The sequence below is a fragment of the Azotobacter vinelandii CA genome (genome assembly GCF_000380335.1).
In the GTDB taxonomy this organism is placed as follows: domain Bacteria; phylum Pseudomonadota; class Gammaproteobacteria; order Pseudomonadales; family Pseudomonadaceae; genus Azotobacter; species Azotobacter vinelandii.
On sequence record NC_021149.1, the window covers coordinates 1877996 to 1892954 of the forward strand.

At 67.0% G+C, this 14959-nt stretch carries 16 protein-coding genes and 1 pseudogene; 4 read left to right on the forward strand and 13 right to left on the reverse strand.

What is annotated here, in order from left to right; translation table 11 throughout:
- Positions 1-133: 133 nt before the first annotated feature.
- Both AVCA_RS08605 and AVCA_RS08610 read right to left on the reverse strand, forming a co-directional pair.
- Positions 134-1159, reverse strand: a complete 1026-nt coding sequence (locus tag AVCA_RS08605; RefSeq protein WP_012700509.1) for an alpha/beta fold hydrolase — start codon at positions 1157-1159, stop codon at positions 134-136.
- A 26-nt stretch (positions 1160-1185) separates the two neighbouring features.
- Positions 1186-1371, reverse strand: a complete 186-nt coding sequence (locus tag AVCA_RS08610) for a hypothetical protein (RefSeq protein ID WP_012700510.1) — start codon at positions 1369-1371, stop codon at positions 1186-1188.
- A 298-nt stretch (positions 1372-1669) separates the two neighbouring features.
- Here AVCA_RS08610 and AVCA_RS08615 point away from each other — a divergent pair, with 298 nt between their 5' ends.
- Complete coding sequence (locus AVCA_RS08615) at positions 1670-2713, forward strand: quinone-dependent dihydroorotate dehydrogenase (protein ID WP_012700511.1); 1044 nt, start codon at positions 1670-1672, stop codon at positions 2711-2713.
- A gap of 95 nt (positions 2714-2808) precedes the next feature.
- Here AVCA_RS08615 and rmf read toward each other — a convergent pair whose 3' ends face one another.
- Positions 2809-3024 (reverse strand): ribosome modulation factor, encoded by a 216-nt coding sequence (gene rmf, locus AVCA_RS08620; protein ID WP_041807109.1) that lies wholly within the window; start codon positions 3022-3024, stop codon positions 2809-2811.
- A gap of 409 nt (positions 3025-3433) precedes the next feature.
- Between rmf and rlmKL the strand changes: the two genes are divergently transcribed.
- Positions 3434-5650, forward strand: a complete 2217-nt coding sequence (gene rlmKL / locus AVCA_RS08625) for a bifunctional 23S rRNA (guanine(2069)-N(7))-methyltransferase RlmK/23S rRNA (guanine(2445)-N(2))-methyltransferase RlmL (protein WP_012700514.1) — start codon at positions 3434-3436, stop codon at positions 5648-5650.
- A gap of 40 nt (positions 5651-5690) precedes the next feature.
- Here the strand turns inward: rlmKL and dacB are convergent, their stop codons facing one another.
- The 6 genes and pseudogenes from dacB to AVCA_RS08655 all read right to left on the reverse strand — a co-directional run bounded on the left by dacB (position 5691) and on the right by AVCA_RS08655 (position 10945).
- Positions 5691-7151: a D-alanyl-D-alanine carboxypeptidase/D-alanyl-D-alanine endopeptidase gene (gene dacB / locus AVCA_RS08630; RefSeq protein WP_012700515.1), complete on the reverse strand. Its 1461-nt coding sequence runs from the start codon at positions 7149-7151 to the stop codon at positions 5691-5693.
- Between the two features lie 127 nt (positions 7152-7278).
- Positions 7279-8323 (reverse strand): annotated as a pseudogene (locus AVCA_RS08635) (FUSC family protein).
- A 55-nt stretch (positions 8324-8378) separates the two neighbouring features.
- Complete coding sequence (locus tag AVCA_RS08640) at positions 8379-9710, reverse strand: deoxyguanosinetriphosphate triphosphohydrolase (RefSeq protein ID WP_041807111.1); 1332 nt, start codon at positions 9708-9710, stop codon at positions 8379-8381.
- A gap of 98 nt (positions 9711-9808) precedes the next feature.
- On the reverse strand, positions 9809-10144 hold the full coding sequence (locus AVCA_RS08645) for a hypothetical protein (RefSeq protein WP_012700518.1): 336 nt from the start codon (positions 10142-10144) through the stop codon (positions 9809-9811).
- Positions 10141-10527, reverse strand: a complete 387-nt coding sequence (locus AVCA_RS08650) for a phage holin family protein (protein WP_012700519.1) — start codon at positions 10525-10527, stop codon at positions 10141-10143. The genes AVCA_RS08645 and AVCA_RS08650 overlap by 4 nt, the downstream gene beginning before the upstream one ends.
- A gap of 22 nt (positions 10528-10549) precedes the next feature.
- On the reverse strand, positions 10550-10945 hold the full coding sequence (locus tag AVCA_RS08655) for an ElaB/YgaM/YqjD family protein (RefSeq protein WP_175555984.1): 396 nt from the start codon (positions 10943-10945) through the stop codon (positions 10550-10552).
- A gap of 148 nt (positions 10946-11093) precedes the next feature.
- Here AVCA_RS08655 and AVCA_RS08660 point away from each other — a divergent pair, with 148 nt between their 5' ends.
- Positions 11094-11351, forward strand: coding sequence for a glutaredoxin family protein (locus AVCA_RS08660; RefSeq protein WP_012700521.1), 258 nt, complete (start codon positions 11094-11096; stop codon positions 11349-11351).
- Here AVCA_RS08660 and AVCA_RS08665 read toward each other — a convergent pair.
- The 4 genes from AVCA_RS08665 to AVCA_RS08680 all read right to left on the reverse strand — a co-directional run bounded on the left by AVCA_RS08665 (position 11338) and on the right by AVCA_RS08680 (position 14490).
- Entirely contained in the window at positions 11338-11841 is a 504-nt protein-coding gene (locus AVCA_RS08665; protein ID WP_012700522.1) for a thermonuclease family protein, read from the reverse strand. The two genes, AVCA_RS08660 and AVCA_RS08665, sit on opposite strands and share 14 nt — an antisense overlap.
- A 324-nt stretch (positions 11842-12165) precedes the next feature.
- Positions 12166-12576 carry a VanZ family protein gene (locus AVCA_RS08670; protein WP_231876292.1) on the reverse strand — a complete coding sequence of 137 codons (411 nt, stop codon included), beginning with the start codon at positions 12574-12576 and terminating at the stop codon, positions 12166-12168.
- Entirely contained in the window at positions 12557-13087 is a 531-nt protein-coding gene (locus AVCA_RS08675) for a hypothetical protein (RefSeq protein WP_012700524.1), read from the reverse strand. The genes AVCA_RS08670 and AVCA_RS08675 overlap by 20 nt, the downstream gene beginning before the upstream one ends.
- Positions 13088-13779: 692 nt before the next feature.
- Positions 13780-14490, reverse strand: coding sequence for a dienelactone hydrolase family protein (locus AVCA_RS08680; RefSeq protein WP_012700525.1), 711 nt, complete (start codon positions 14488-14490; stop codon positions 13780-13782).
- A gap of 320 nt (positions 14491-14810) precedes the next feature.
- On the opposite strand from AVCA_RS08680, the gene AVCA_RS27020 reads away from it, so the two are divergent.
- A complete protein-coding gene (locus tag AVCA_RS27020) occupies positions 14811-14936 on the forward strand; it encodes a hypothetical protein (protein ID WP_012700527.1) in 126 nt (41 codons plus the stop codon).
- The last annotated feature ends 23 nt before the right edge of the window (positions 14937-14959 follow it).

Sequence of the window (14959 nt, forward strand, 5' to 3'; positions counted from 1 at the left end):
TATGACCGGGAAACCGGAAAAAGGTTTGACCAGATGGCTCGGGAAACTCTTGCCTGGCAGCGGGTCGAGGCCGGGTTTCGACGGGAGGCGGACTGTGGAGACGGGCCGCCCCGGCGGCGGCCCGGGGCGGCCGTCATTCGGCGGGTTTGGCCAATTGCTGCAGCAGCGCCTCGTGGAAGCGCTCCGGTGCCTGGATCTGCGGAGAATGGCCGAGATCGGCGAAGGTCTGCAGGGTCGCCCTGGGAATGCGACCGGCCGCCTCCCTGGACAGCCGCGGATAGTCGCCGAGCCGTGGGCGCAGCTCCGCCGGCGCCGCATCCTTGCCGATGGCGGTGTTGTCCTTCTCGCCGATCAGCAGCAGGGTCGGCACCTTCAGTTGCTCGAATTCGTAGTACACCGGCTGGGTGTAGATCATGTCGTAGGTCAGCGCCGAGTTCCACGCCACGCGCTCTTTGCCCCGTCCCTGGAACAGGCCGGCCTGCATCTCCACCCAGCGGTCGAACTCGGGGCGCCACTGGCCGGCGTAATAGGTGCCGAGCTGGTAGTTGCGGATGCCCTCGGCGCTGGTGCGCAGTTCGCGGGCATACCACTGGTCCACCGTGCGGTAGGGCACGCCGAGCGCTTTCCAGTCCTCCAGGCCGATGGGGTTGACCAGGATCAGGCGCTCCAGTTGGCCGGGATAGAGCAGGGCGAAACGGGTGGCGAGCATGCCGCCCATGGAATGGCCCATCAGGCTGTAGCGTTCGAGGCCGATGGACTCCAGCAACTCCCGGGTGTTGGCCGCCAGTTGCTGGAAGCTGTACTGGTAGTGCTGCGGCTTGCTGGACTTGCAGAAGCCGATCTGGTCCGGCGCCACCACCCGGTAGCCGGCCTTGGTCAGGGCGGCGATGCTGCCTTCCCAGGTCGCCGCGCAGAAATTCTTGCCGTGCAGCAGGACCAGCGTATGGCCGTTGGGTTCGGCCGGCTGCACGTCCATGTAGGCCATCTTCAGCGCCTGGCCCTGGGACTCGAGGGTGAAGTAGCGGACCGGGTGGGGATAGTCGAAGCCTTCCAGCTCGGGCCCGTAGCCGGGGGACTCGGCCGCCATGGCGGCGGGCAGGGCCAGGGACAGCAGGGCGGGGTAGAGCCGGCGGGACAGGGACGATTCCTTCATGGGCATCTCCTTGGAGCGATGAGGCGATGGGCTCAGCCGGGCGCGCGGTCAGCGGCCGGCGGCAGGTCGGCGGGAAAGTCGCTCGCGTTCGGCGCGCCGGCCCGGTGCAACCCTTCGCCGAGGGCGTTGGCCGCCGGATGGCGGCGGGGTAGCAGGAGGAATTCGGGGGTATTCCCGCGATGGACAAGGGCGACGAGGCTTGACGGCAGGAAAGACATGCTCGGGCGGTCCATTGACGGGCAGAGGCGGGCAGTGTGGCAGATGACCGGTCAGGTGCCTACCGGGGGGCCGCGCCGGATTCCGTTGCCGTGTGGACAGATTGCAGGAGCCTCGGCAGGCGGTCGGCTCAGCGAAGCCGAAGACAACAGCGGAACGGTTCGACGCGCGATCTTTCTGTCCGGCACCGGCTGGGCGTTTCATGGGATTGCCCCGCTCCGGAAGGATCGATGCGCCCCCGGATACGCACGGCGTGGCTATAATCGCCGCCCCACGCCACTCTTCGAGTCAAGCCCGCCCATGTACACCCTGGCCCGCCAGCTGCTGTTCAAACTGTCCCCGGAAACCGCCCACGAACTGACCATCGATCTGCTCGGGGCCGGTGGCCGTCTGGGTCTCAACGGCCTGCTGTGCCACCGGCCGGCGAGCCTGCCGGTGCGGGTGATGGGCCTGGACTTCCCCAATCCGGTCGGCCTCGCCGCCGGACTGGACAAGAACGGCGACGCCATCGACGGCCTCGCCCAACTGGGTTTCGGCTTCGTCGAGATTGGCACCGTGACGCCCCGGCCGCAGCCGGGCAACCCCAGGCCGCGGCTGTTCCGTCTGCCGCAGGCCGAGGCGATCGTCAACCGCATGGGCTTCAACAACCTGGGTGTCGACCATCTGCTGGCGCGGGTCCAGGCGGCACGCTACAGCGGCGTGCTCGGTATCAACATCGGCAAGAATTTCGACACTCCCGTGGAGCGGGCGGTGGACGACTACCTGATCTGCCTGGACAAGGTCTACCCCCATGCCAGCTACGTGACGGTCAACGTCAGCTCGCCGAACACTCCCGGCCTGCGCAGCCTGCAGTTCGGCGACTCGCTCAGGCAACTGCTCGAAGCCTTGCGCCAGCGCCAGGAGGAACTGGCCGGTCGCCACGGCCGGCGCGTGCCGCTGGCGATCAAGATCGCCCCGGACATGAGCGACGAGGAGACCGCGCAGGTCGCCCGGGCGCTGCTGGATACCGGCATGGACGCGGTGATCGCCACTAACACCACCCTCGGCCGCGAGGGCGTCGAGGGGCTGGCGCATGCCGGCGAGGCCGGCGGGTTGTCCGGTGCGCCGGTACGCGAGAAGAGCACCCATGCGGTGCGGGTGCTGGCCGGGGAACTGGGCGGGCGGCTGCCGATCGTCGCGGTCGGCGGCATCACCGAAGGGCGCCACGCGGCGGAAAAGATCGCCGCCGGAGCCAGCCTGGTGCAGATTTATACCGGCTTCGTCTACAAGGGGCCGGCGCTGATACGCGAAGCGGTGGAGGCCATCGCCGCGCTGCGGGGCGAGCGGCCGGTCGGGACGCATTGAGCCGCAACGAGAAAGGGCTCCCGAAGGAGCCCTGTGGTCTTGAGGCCCGGCGCCCGCGCTGGGCGTCGGGATGAGAGAATGCCGTGATCCCTCCGTCAGCCTACGGCACGCAGTTGGTTCAGGCGATGGATGCCCGCCGTGCCGGTGAGGCCGTCCCAGTTGTCACCACGGCCCTCGCGCCAGCCATTGAGCCAGGCCTGTCGAGTCGCAGGGTGGGTGAAGGGACAGAGTTCGCGGGATTTGCCATGAATGCCGTTCTGATAGCCACGCAGAAAAGCCCGTTCCAACGGATCACGCTTAAGTCTTCTCATAGGGTGTTGCCCTCACTGTTGACTGTTATGTCCCATTGGCCTCATGGCGAGACCTGGCGGCCTTGGCTGCCGACGAAACCGCTGCCGGCGTCGCGGTTTCTCCCCCCACCGTTGCGGCGGGGGACTGATCGATTTCTATCCAATGGGTTCTGGCCTGTGAATGACCGTTTTGTCATAAGAAAGAAACTTTTCCGGCTGCCAGGCGATAAAAAATCACGGAAAATGGCCGCTGGCCTGCTAAAACCCCTCTGGTTACGGGCCTTTTAGGCCGAGCGGCGGGTAGGTGCCGCCCATGGACCCCGAGTCGCCTGCCGAGGCCATGCGACGAAGGGTCACGTTGCGGGTCTGTCAAAATCAAAAGGCGTGCCAGCAGGCACGCGCTAACTGCCTGAGGCACTGGAAGACTCCCATGTCGGATCGTTACGAACTCGTTCTCACCTGCCCGAAGAGCCTGGAAGGCCTGCTCGCCGAGGAGGCGGTCGGCCTGGGCCTGGCCGAGGTCCGCGAGCAGGTCGCCGGGGTGCGGGGCCTGGGCGACCTGGAAACCGCCTACCGGCTGTGCCTCTGGTCGCGTCTGGCCAACCGCGTGCTGCTGGTGCTCGGACGCTTTCCGGTGGGCAGTCCCGACGAACTGTACCAGGGCGTGCAGACGCTCGACTGGCAGGATCACCTGCTGCCGAGCGGCAGCCTGGCGGTGGAGTTCAACGGTCATGGCTCGGGCATCGACAACAGCCATTTCGGTGCGCTCAAGGTCAAGGACGCCATCGTCGATCAGTTGCGCCGGCACAGCGGCCAGCGCCCTTCGGTGGACAAGCTCAACCCGGATCTGCGTATCCACCTGCGCCTGGAGCGGGGCGAGGCGGTACTGTCCCTCGATCTTTCCGGCTATAGCCTGCACCAGCGCGGCTACCGCCTGCAGCAGGGGGTAGCGCCGCTCAAGGAAAACCTCGCCGCGGCCATCCTGATCCGTGCCGGCTGGCCGCGTATCGCCGCCGCGGGGGGCGCGCTGGTCGACCCCATGTGCGGGGTCGGCACCTTCCTGGTCGAGGCGGGAATGATGGCCGCCGACCTCGCGCCCAACCTGCGGCGCGAGCGCTGGGGCTTCGGCAACTGGCTGGGACATGTCCCGGCGCTGTGGAAGAAGCTGCATGCCGAGGCCGAGGAGCGCGCCGCCGCGGGGCTGGCCCGGCCGCCCCTGTGGATTCGCGGTTACGAGGCCGATCCCCGGCTGATCCAGCCGGCGCGCAACAACATCGAGCGCGCCGGGCTGGACGGCTGGATCCGGGTCTACCAGGGCGAACTGGCCACCTTCGAGCCGCACCCGGACCGTGGCCAGACCGGCCTGGTGGTATGCAACCCGCCCTACGGCGAGCGCCTGGGCGATCCGGCCAGCCTGCTCTATCTCTACCAGCATCTCGGCGAGCGCCTGCGCAGCCGTTGCGAGGGCTGGGAGGCGGCGGTGTTCACCGGGGCGCCGGAGCTGGGCAGACGCATGGGCATCCGCAGCCACAAGCAGTACGCCTTCTGGAACGGCGCGCTGCCGTGCAAGCTGCTGCTGTTCAGGGTGGTGCCGGAGCAGTTCGTCACCGACCGCAGCGAGCCGGCGCCGGGCGATGCGCGGATGATCGGCGGGCAACTGGTGGAGCGGCCGCCGGCGGTGCGCAGCGCGCCGGCGCGGCTCTCCGAGGGCGGGCGGATGTTCGCCAACCGCCTGCAGAAGAACATCAGGAGCCTGGGCAAGTGGGCGCGCCGCGAAGGCATCGAGTGCTACCGGCTGTACGACGCCGACATGCCGGAATACGCCCTGGCGGTGGACCTGTACCGCGACTGGGTGCATGTGCAGGAGTACGCGCCGCCGCGCTCGGTCGATCCGGAAAAGGCCCAGGTGCGTCTGCTCGACGCCCTGGCGGCGATTCCCCAGGCGCTGGACATCGATCCGGCGCGCGTGGTGATCAAGCGTCGCGAGCGCCAGGCCGGCAGCAGGCAGTACGAGCGCCAGGACCAGCAGGGGCGTTTCATGGAGGTCGGCGAGGGTGGCGTGAAGCTCCTGGTCAATCTCACCGACTACCTGGATACCGGGCTGTTCCTCGATCATCGTCCGCTGCGCCTGCGCATCCAGCGCGAGGCGGCCGGCAAGCGCTTCCTCAACCTGTTCTGCTACACGGCGACGGCCACCGTGCACGCGGCCAAGGGCGGCGCGCGCAGCACCACCAGCGTCGATCTGTCGAAGACCTATCTCGACTGGGCGCGGCGCAACTTGGCGCTGAACGGCTTCTCCGAGAAGCACCGTCTGGAGCAGGCCGACGTGATGGACTGGCTGGCCGCCGACCGCGGCGAGTACGAACTGATCTTCATCGACCCGCCGACCTTCTCCAACTCCAAGCGCATGGAGGGGGTGTTCGACGTGCAGCGCGATCACGCGCGCCTGCTCGACCTGGCCCTGGCCCGCCTGGCCAGGGGTGGGGTGCTGTATTTCTCCAACAACTTCCGCAAGTTCCAGCTCGATCCGCTGCTCGCACAGCGCTATGCGCTGGAGGAGATCAGCGCGCAGACCCTGGACCCGGATTTCGTCCGCAACCCGAAGATCCACCGGGCTTGGCGGCTGCAGGCGAAACAGCGGGACTGAGGAAAGCGGGCCGCTCCGCCGGGAGAGCGGCCGTCGGGGGTCAGCGCTGGGCCGTGGTGGACGACTTCGGCTGGCGGTACAGGTCGACCAGCACCTGGTCGAGAATCGACGAGGCGCCCCAGGGACGTGCGTGGTTGAGGATGGCGACCACCGCCCAGGTGTTGCCGTTCTGGTCGCGGCTGAAGCCGGAGATGGCGCGCACGGTGTTCAAGGTGCCGGTCTTGATGTGCGCCTCGCCGACCAGGGGCGTGCGGCGCAGGCGCTTGCGCATGGTGCCGTCCATCGCCACCAGCGGCATGGAGGCGATGAACTCGGCGGCGTAGGGGCTGTGCCAGGCGGCCTTGAGCATTTCGGCCATTTCCCGGGCGCTGATCCGTTCGGTCCGCGACAGGCCGGAACCGTTCTCCATCACCAGATGCCGCGGGTCGATGCCCTTGCGCGTCATCCACTGGCGCACCGCGCGGTAGGCCGCCTGGGCGTCGTCGGCATCGGCGCCGTTGCGGTACTGCCGGCCGATGCTGAGGAACAACTGCCGGGCCATGGTGTTGTTGCTGAACTTGTTGATGTCGCGAATGATCTCGACCATGTCCGGCGAGGAGGCGCGAACCAGCAATTGCGCCTGCCGGGGCACGTTGCCGACGCGGTCCTGTCCGCGGATGCTGCCGCCCAGCTCCTGCCAGATGGCGCGCACGGCGCCGGCGGCATAGGTCTGATGGTCGAGCGGGGCGATGTAGCTCTGCGCGCTGCAGCCGGCCGGCAGCTTGCCGGTGACCACCATGCTGTAGCCGCTCTGCTGCGGGATCAGGTTGTAGCGCACGTCCGGCCAGTCCGGACAGGCACCGGCCGGCAGCGCCTGCACCTGATTGTCGATGCTCATGCCGGCGATCGGCGGCTCGACGCTGATCTGTACCTTGCCGGGCTCGGCGCGGGCGATGAAGCGCAGGGCCTTGAGGTTGATCAGCAGGGAGTCGGGCTCGACCAGGAAGGGCTTGTTGCTGTCGCCGCCGTCGTCGTTGAAGGAGGGCAGATGCGGCTGCACGAAGTGGCTGCGGTCGAGCACCAGGTCGCCGCGCACTTCGCGCACGCCATTGGCGCGCAGGTCGCGCATCAGCAGCCACAGCCTTTCCATGTTCAGCTTGGGGTCGCCACCGCCCTTCAGGTACAGGTTGCCATTCAGCACGCCGCCCTGCAGCGGGCCGTCGGCGTAGAACTCGGTATGCCACTTGTGGGTCGGGCCGAGCAGTTCGAGGGCGGCGTAGGTGGTCACCAGCTTCATGGTCGAGGCCGGATTCAGTGGCACGTCGGCATTGAAGTAGGTCGGGACGCCGGGTCCGGTGAGTGGCAGTACCACCAGGGACAGGGCGTCGCCCGGGAGTTTGTGGGCGCTCAGCGCCTGCTGGACATTCTTCGGCAGCGTGGTGTTGATCTGGGCCGCGCTCGCCGACAGTGCGAGCGGTAGCAGCAGGCTGGCGATAGCCAGCCGGCGTAAGGTTGCAATCATCAAGGGTGCCCCTCCGACTCAGGGCTGAACGATGCGAAATGGGTGAAGGGTCCGGCTACTTCCGGCAACGGGCTCGCATTATGCCCGAAGCGAGGCGGCCGATGCGCAGGGTCATCCGTCGCCCGGCTCAGCGCGGCAGTGCATCCGTGTCGGTGCGGGAGGCGCGCCAGCCGCGCAGGCGGCGGCGGATATGCAGGGAAAGCGCCACCAGCAGGGCCAGCAGCGCACCGATCAGGCTGCCGATCAACCGCTCGCGGCTCAGTTGCCAGTCCTGCGCCAGGCTCTCGGCCAGCAGCAGGATGCAGAAGCCCATCTGCAGCACGTAGAGGCTGTAGCGGCCGACCTGGAAAGCGCGGTTGAGCAGGACCAACGGCAGCACCAGGGCGACCATTTGCGCCGGGTTCTGCAGGCCGTGGCCGAGCAGCACCAGCAGGCCGGTGGCGAGCAGGACGACCAGGACGATCTTGAGGGCGCGCGGCAGCCGGCCCTTGAGGTCGATCTGCAGGCTGGCGACCACCGCCAGGGTCAGCCAGTAGCCGCGCGGCTGTCCGGACAGATTGACGAGCAGCCCGGCGAGGCCGCAGACCAGGGCGCAGCCCAGGGCATAGAGCCGCCATTGCGGTTGCGGCAGGCGCAGCGCATGCCGGCGCAGCACCTTCAGCACGCTGGGCAGGCGTGGCATGTAGGGCCACAGGCGCAGGCCGTGCAGGCCGCGCAGGCTGAAGGCGAGCAGGGTCGCCCAGAGGCCGCCGAGGGTGAACAGGGTGGCCACGGCATAGGGATTGGGCATGCTGCCCAGGCGCTGCTGGCCCTGGCCGAGACACAGGCAGACCAGCATGCCGAGGCCCAGCTTGCCGGCCTCGCGGCCGAAGCGCTGCAGCCAGGCGAGCAGCAGGCCGCCGGCGGCGAAGACCAGCAGGCTCTCGAGCGGGCCGGGTGCGGACCAGAAGCCCAGGCCCGCGCTGCAGGCGCCGAGCAGGGTCAGCAGGAGCATGCGTAGCATGCCGAAGCGGTGCAGGGGATCGGCCTGGGCGGCGAGGAAGGCGCCGATCGAGGCCCAGAGAAATCCGGAGTGGCCGCTGGACAGCCCGAGCAATAGGGGCGGCGACGATGGCCGCTCCCCAGGCGGGGTCGGCCGTCCAGCGGCGTCGGGAGGGCAGAAAGCGGAGCATCGGCTGCGTTCCTTCCTTCTACGGATGCGGCCGGGCGGTCCGGGCCGGTGGGCTCCTACGCGGGACCGGAGAGGCCGGTCATTTGCCGGGCCATCTCGGTGGCGTAACCGTCGGTCATGCCGGCGATGAAGTCGATCGTGCGCAGGAAGGCGTGGTACAGCGGCCACTGCGGGTCCGGTGCGTTGTTGCCGAGCAGGTCGAGGATGCGCCGGTTCTTGAACGATATCCGCCTGCCGCCGTGCTGCTCCAGCGCCGCGCCGCAGAAGGCGTCGAGCAGGATCTCCAGGGTGGTGTAGGCGCCGATCTCGTGGAGGGTCTTGCGCTTGTCGTGGAAGATCTTCTCGCGGGCGACATGCTTGGCCTGCAGCACGCAATCCTTGGCCGGTCCGTGCATGTGTTCGACCAGGTCGCCGGCCAGGCTGCCCTCGAGCAGGGCCTTCTGCTGCTCGACGAAAGCGCGGGCCGCCGCGTTGGTCAGGTGTTCGATGGCCTTGCCGCGCAGGATCGCCAGTTTGCGCCGCCGCGAGTCGCGCGGACCGAGCTGGCGGTAGGATTCCGGCAGGTCGTCGCCGACCAGGCCGAGCAGCAGGGCCTCGACCTCGGAGTAGTCCAAAAGCTCCATTTCCAGGCCGTCTTCCAGGTCGATCAGCGCGTAGCAGATGTCGTCCGCCGCCTCCATCAGATAGACCAGCGGATGACGCGCCCAGCGCTGCTCGCCCTGCCTGGGCAGGCCGAGCTTCTCGGCGATCTGTTCGAGCAGCGGCAGTTCGCTCTGGTAGCAGCCGAACTTGTGCTTCTTGTAGCCCGGAGCCTGTGCGTAGCGCGATGCCCAGGGGTATTTGAGGTAGGCGCCGAGGGTGGCGTAGGTCAGGCGGGTGCCGCCGTCGAACTGGTGGTATTCCAGTTGGGTGAGTACGCGAAAGCCCTGGGCGTTGCCCTCGAAATGCAGGAAGTCGTCGCGTTCCGCGTCGCTCATGCCGTCCAGCCAGCCGCGTCCGGCGGCCTGGTGGAACCAGTGGCGGATGGCATCCTCGCCGGAATGGCCGAACGGCGGGTTGCCGATGTCGTGAGCCAGGCAGGCCGACTGGACGACCATGCCGAGGTCGGCGGGGCCGCACCATTCCGGCAGGGTGTCGCGCAGCACCTCGCCGACCCGCATGCCCAGCGAGCGGCCGACGCAACTGACTTCCAGGGAGTGGGTCAGGCGGGTGTGGATATGGTCGTTGCTGGACACCGGATGCACTTGGGTCTTGCGGCCCAGGCGGCGGAAGGCGCCGGAAAAGATGATGCGGTCGTGGTCCTTGTGGAAAGGGCTGCGGCCCAGTTCATCGACGCTGTGCACCGATTTGCCCAGGCGTTCTCGGGTCAGTAGGGTTTGCCAGTCCAAAGCCGTTCCTCGTCGTTCGGTGGGCAGCCGCTGCGGGAGGGCGGCGCCCGGATCGCCGCACGACTGCCAGCGCATCCTTGGGCAGTGCGCGGAATCCGTCAAGCCTGGGACTTCTGCGGCGGTTTCGGTGGGCGGGTCGCGCGGTACTGCCTGAGGCCGGCACTGACCAGGGGATAGACCTCCAGGGCGAACAGCGCCATCGTGCGCAAGCGGCCCAGGCGCTTGCCGAACAGGGTCAGCAGGAGCGCCGCGCCGACCGCCAGCGGCGTGCTCCTGCCCGGCCTGGCGCGGTCGGGCGCGAACAGGTTGCCGAACTGGCGCAGCGGATGGCGCAGCGGCTCGGCGTGATAGTCGAGTTGCTGGCGCTGCATCTCCATGCGCAGGCGCACCAGTTCCTTGCGCATCTCCAGCGCGCTGCGGCGTGGCGGACTCATGGCAGCAGCTCCCGGTTGCGCGCCAGTTCCTCGAGGGTCGCTTGGAAGGGATGCTCGCTGCGCTGCGCCAGTTTCAGCGCGCGGGCGACGCAGAACAGCAGGGCCAGACCGTAGGCGAGACACAGGGCGAAGATGGCGGTCAGCCGGTGGCTGTCCCAGAAGGCGACGACCACGGCCGCGGAAAGGCCGATGAGCAGCATCAGGCCGAACAACAGGCTCAGGCTGGCGAAGAGGAACAGGCGAAAGACATAGGCTTTCTCCTCCTGGAACTCGATGCCCAGCAGTTCCAGGTGGTTTTGCAGCAGGCCGAGCAGGGCGCCGCCGAACCGTTTCAGGGACGGCTTGCGGTCTTCCCCGGACGGCGGCGGTAGCGGGACATCCATTGAAAACGACTCCTCCCGGCGTTCAGCGGCGGCCGGCCAGCAGGCCGAACAGCAGTCCGACCCCGGCGGCGATCCCGAGTGCCTTCCAGGGATTGCTGTGCACGTAGGCCTCGGTGGCCTCGATGGCCGCCTGTCCCTGCTCGCGCAGGCGTTCCTCGCTGTCCTTGAGGGTCGCGCGGGCGCGTTCGAGGTTGCCCTCGATCTTCGCCCGCAACGCATCCGCCTCGTCGTCGCCCACCGCGGCGCCCTGACGCAACAGGCGCTCGGTGTCGTCGAGCAGGGCATGGAATTCGTCGATCACCGCCTGCTGGGCGCGCTGCAGGTTGCGCCGGTGCACCGAGGCCGATGCACATGGCTCCCAAGCGGCGGTGGAGCTGGCGGAAGCGGTCGACTGGGGCTGGCTGCTATCGATGGTCATGCTGGATGGTCCTCATCACGTGGTGGGCAATGGCCGCCGAATGCCGATGGCGACCAGGCGGGCCGCGCATCCGGGCGGCCCGTGGTTTCGCCATAGGTTGTCTTGGTTGCGTGCTAAACTTCAAGCCTCCTGTCGTTAGGAGACCCGCATGCTTCCCGAGTGCCAACTGTTCGGAACCCTCGGCTGCCATCTCTGCGAGCAGGCCGAAGGGCTGTTGATGTCTTTCGTCGAGCACGGCCTGCAGGTCGAGCTGGTCGATATCGCCGAGGACGAGAGCCAGGCCGAGCGCTATGGCCTGCGCATTCCCGTGCTGCGGCGACGGGATAGCGGCGACGAACTGGACTGGCCTTTCGGCGCGGAGCAGGTGGCCTCCTTTCTCCTCCGACCGGGCTTCAGCGACTACTGAGCTGATGCTTCCGATTGCTGCGCCATTGCCAGGGTGGATCGATCTCGTTCTGCGGCAATCCCCAGAGACCGCGTTGCTGCGACTTGGCTTCGGCTTCCAGTTTCGCCAGTTTCGACTCGCCTTCGGTTCCCACGTTGGCCCAGGCCGATCCCTGGCGGACCAATTCCTCGTTGATGTGGGTTTCGCCGAGATAGACATGGGCGGTCTTGCTGCCATAGCGTCGCTGCTCGACGGCCTCCAGTTTCACGTCCTTGTTGTAGACCATCCGGAACAGTTGCAACTGGGCCAACTGCCCGTAGGGCTGGCCGATCTCCGGGGCGTCGAGATCGGCCAGGTTGACCTCGATCCGCTGCCTGGCCGGGCTCAGGCAGGTCAGGCTGTCGCCATCCTGTACACGGATGACCCTGCATGTCTGTTCGGCCGCGGGAAGGGGGAGTGTGAACAACAAGGCGATGACGCCGCACGCACCAGTAACAGTATGTTTATTCATCCAGTTTCGCGAGAAATTCCCTGTCTCTCCGGACAGGTGGGATAGCCTGTCACGCCTTGCGTGATCCTTCTTCTCGCATCCTCCAGGTCAGGGGCTATCGAACGGGCTGATGAAAAGCCGAGGCTTTCCGCCTAACGGCCGTTTCTGGCACCAAGCGGTTACTGCTCTCGTTGATTGCCTGTCCGGGGCTGGACTGCTCGTCCCGGAGCTCCCTGCCGTTACGGGCGGGGATGAATAGGAGAATAGTGGGCCCCATAAGTAAGGCAAGGGCCGAGTGGGTCTATCTTGCGGCCTTGCCGCGCGGATGGTTCGGGCCCACTGCCGTCAGACGGCGGGCTGCCGGTTCCGGCGTCTGCGTCGGAGCCAGGCGGAGGCGGCCAGGCTGCCCAGGGCGATACCCAGCAGGTCGGCGAACAGGTCGTGGTATTCGGCCGAGCGATAGCCACTCAGCGCCTGCAGAGCCTCGATGACGATCCCGTAGAGAAACAGGCCGGATGGCACCAGGTAGCGGCGCGCGGGAAAGCCCAGGCGACCGAGCAGGCCCAGTACGCCGAAGGCCAGCAGATGGTTGCTCTTGTCCCAGCCGGTATCCAGCGGTGGGCTGGTGTCCTTCGCCAGCGCCAGTACCAGTACCGCCACCAGGCAGGCGAGGAAGGCCAGGCGCCAGAGGAGGAGCCTGCCGGGAAGGCGCGCGACGGGCGCCGCGGGCTTTCCGTCAGGCGCCCGCGTCGGCACGCAGCGCCTCGTAGGCCGGAGCGGCATGGATACCCACGGCAGACGCCAGTCGCAGCGTCTCCTCGAGATCGCAGGCGTAGACCAGTACCGCCTGCAACTCGTCGTCCAGGGGAACGCCGAAGTCCACCAGCACGTAGCCGCCCTTTTCCGGGTAGAGGCTGCTCAACTGCACCTGGATGCGGTTGAGCGCCTTCAGCGGCTCCACCTTGTGCAATTGCTTGGGTTTGAGCACGAAAGACACCTGCGGGCCGAACGAGGCGACGACCTGCTGGAACAGTTCTTCGTAGGTGTCGCCCTGGAACAGCACCGTCTCCGGCAGGCTGCCGACCACCACCCATTCGCCCAGGGGAATGGGAAAGCCGTCGTCGTAGTTGATGTCCGGATTGGCCGCGAGGAAAGCCTGCGGATCGGCATAGGCTTGCGCCGCCTCTTCGGCGATCCGCGCGATTTCCTCGCCGTCGAGGCAACCCGAGCTGACGTTGCGGATGAGTTCCTGAAGCTGATCTTTCATGGCGGCCCTGGCGACTTTTGGAGAGGAGAGGGTGGCGGTGCCCCTGTAGCGTGTCGGGCGGGGCGCTATCCACGACGCGGATTCTAGTCTATTCGCGCTTCGCGATCGGTCGTGGATCGGCCCATGATCTCCCGATGCGAGGGAAATGAGCCGTTGTCCGGACATACCCTTTGTGGCGGACGACAGGCCTTTATTTCCGTCGGAGTGATTTCCGGCCCGGGAAACCCTGGCTGCAACCGGTCGGGCGGTTGGCGTCGGGCTACGTGCCAGTAGCTACCAATCCGGTGTTCTCCGCATCTGGGGGGATGAGGCGTCGGATGGCCGTCGGTCGGGGAGGCGCTGTGGCTTTCTTCCGCTTCTGCGAACATGGGCGCGCGAGGGAAGCGGTTCCGGCACGATGCGCCCTGCGTTCCGTGTCCGCGAGATCCCGAGCGAGCCTTCGTCAGACTTTCGCATGGAAGTGCTTCACATCTCCTGCTTCGACCTTGTGATGTCACTTTGACGGTATATTCTTCAGCGATCCCCGGCTTGGCGGGGATGAACCCGGACAACCTGCGACGATTCGTGTAGTCGACGAGCATTCCCCACCTTCGTGGGGCAGATGCGCAGGGCCGGTGCGATCGGGCATGGTCGCGCAAGCGGCATGCCCGATTCGCCTTTTCCCGATTTGCCGATTCTTCCGGAAAACCCCCTCAGCGTGGTCCGATCTCCCGGCGCAGGGCGGCGATGCTGCGCTGGTGGGCGAGTTCCGCCGCAGTCCGCTCGTAGTGCTGGCCGCCAAGACGGGCGAAAGCGTGCTCGCAACCGGGATAGCCGTAGAGTTCGACGTTCGCTCTGCCGCCGAGACCGGAGAGGATTGCCTCGCGGGCTTCGGCCGGGCAGAAGGCGTCCGCCTCGGCGATGTGCAGCACCAGGCGGCCGCGGATGTTCGCGGCCTCGTCCAGCAGGTGCTCGATGCCGACTCCGTAGTAGCCGATCGAGCAGGCGGCATCGCTGCGGGCGGCGGTCAGGTAGGCGAGCTTGCCGCCCAGGCAGAAACCGACGAATCCGGCACCGGCCGCCGCATCCACTTCCGGCATCCGGCGCGCCGCGGCGAAGGTGGCGATGATGTCCTCGATGCCCTTGTCGACATCGAAGCGGCCGAGCAGGGCGAAAGCCTTTTCCCGATCGGCTCCCGCGTAACCCAGCTCGACGCCGGCCTCGATGCGCCAGAACAGATCGGGCGCAATGGCGACGTAGCCTTCTTCGGCATAACGGTCGGCCACGGCACGGATGTTGGCGTTGATGCCGAAGATTTCCTGCCCGACGACCACGGCGGGGCCGCGGCCGCCCGCAGGCAAGGCGACATAGGCGCCGAAGCGGCCGCTACCGTCGGCGGACTCGATCTGCAGGGTAGAGTTCATGCTTTTTCTCCTTTTTCAAAGGCTGTTCATGTGCGTTCCGATCGTACGTGGAGGAGGCCGAAAGGCCGTTCATCTCGGATCGACCCGCCGTACCTGGGTTCACTGAGGATTCACTGCCGTCCGTGAATCCTGTCACAGAGCGGTTTCCGGGATTCGACAGACGGTTTTCTCAGGTTTGCCGGAATAAGTTCCCAGGCAACCGAAGATTTTTCCCGATGCAATCAGTTTGCAATAAAGCATTGCCAAGATTCCGCCCCATTCCAGCGATACGCCAACCATCCGTGTGTTTTTCAAAGTTCGATGAAAAGGGGAAATCCTTGATGATCCGCAAGCACTTCGCCGGTGTTGTCGCCAGCGCCCAGGCGCTGGGCGTCCCGGCCCAGGCTTCTGCAGGTACCGTCGTGTCCGTCAGCGTTGTCGAAACCAGTACCGGAGAGTTCGTCTAATGAGCCGGCAGGAGAAGCGAGCA